Origin of the sequence: Methylobacterium sp. B1, from assembly GCF_000333255.1 — a bacterium.
Lineage (GTDB): Bacteria > Pseudomonadota > Alphaproteobacteria > Rhizobiales > Beijerinckiaceae > Methylobacterium > Methylobacterium fujisawaense.
This window is the reverse complement of the sequence record NZ_BACT01000183.1, coordinates 1-1,239: the sequence shown is the minus strand read 5'-3', so window position 1 is coordinate 1,239 and position 1,239 is coordinate 1. Positions and strand designations below refer to the sequence as shown.

The following is a 1,239-nucleotide window of genomic DNA, read 5'->3' as shown; positions in this document are numbered from 1 at the left end:
CAGCGCCCCCTCAGAACGCATTCGACAAGTCCGTCGCGCTCCGCGCGAAGGTCGCCGTCACCTGGTGCGAGACGGTCACGGCCAAGGCCGTGACCGCGCAGAAGCATCAGAATACTGTCCGCGAGACTGTGCAGCACCGCGTCAGCGGCCTCATTGCGGTCCTCGATAAAATGCCGGTCTTTCTGGCTGACGGGCGAGCATCCATCCTCATACGTGATGCGTCCCTTTGCGAGGACCAGGTCGAGCGCGACGACCGCGTCCAAGGCCGGCGCGGAAATCCGCGACCCCGGCGCCGGGGCGGGTGTACGGCGTCCGGGTCTTTGCGGCCTGAATGGCGAGGTCGTCGAAGGCCAGCTTGCTTTCGACGCCGGCGGGCTGCGGCACGGCGAATAGGTGAGCCAGGGCCCGTTTGGTAATGTTCTACACCGCACGCTGGATTGCCAGCAGGGCGGCGATGGTGGCCGGATCACCAAGTTCCATGCACCAACCGATGTCGGCGGCTGCCCCAGCACCCTCTCGCTGACGCCCGGCAACGTCCGCAACGTGACAATCGCCGTGGCGGCACTGGCCGCGGCGGCAAGCCGGATGAGAGGCCCGGCCCTCGGCTCGGGCCACGATACCGTCTGGCTGTGCGCTGACCAACGCAAGAGCAGGATCACGCCAGACATTCCGGGTGCGCGCTGCCGCATGCGGACGGTCCGGCACGATGGGCCCTGTTCCCGCGAATGCTTGAGGCCCCCTTCAGCCGAATCAGGGGCCGCCGCCGCTTCGCAGCCCGCAACGACAAGCTCGCCCACAAGGACGCCTCGGCCGTCGCCCTGGCGGCCGACATCGCCTTCTGAGGCAGATCGCGACCAGCCCCTAACGGGACCAAGGTCCGTTCAACCGACGGTTCGCCGCGTTGGCTGGGATCACCTCGTAGTGCCAGGCGGCCCCGGCGGCAGACTCGCCGTCGCCGCCTGACCGCTTCAGGATGTGCCGGTCGACCGTGAGGTCGATGCGCGGATCACGGCCGTCCTCGAGTGCGAGCGTCGCCCGGGCGCCCCGCGCAGGCGCATCACCATTTCCGCACGAGGGGCGCGGGGGCGGGGGCCGGCGGCGCGCCGAACACGTAGCGGAAGCCCACCGAGACGATGTCGGCGCTGGAATCCACCACCCCCGCGAAGGCGATGTTGCCGACGTTGTAGTAGCGGCCGAGGCCCGCCAGGATCCGCGACCGGTCCAGGAAGAAGTGGAATA

At 68.8% G+C, this 1,239-nt stretch carries 1 protein-coding gene and 1 pseudogene; both read right to left on the bottom strand.

Translation table 11 applies throughout. From position 1 onward, the window contains the following. On the bottom strand, positions 1 to 263 hold a 263-nt coding region (locus I53_RS33005), incomplete at its 3' end, for a hypothetical protein (protein ID WP_148291066.1). Between the two features lie 794 nt (positions 264 to 1,057). After that, positions 1,058 to 1,239, bottom strand: a pseudogene (locus tag I53_RS04925) (transporter); the annotation flags it as partial.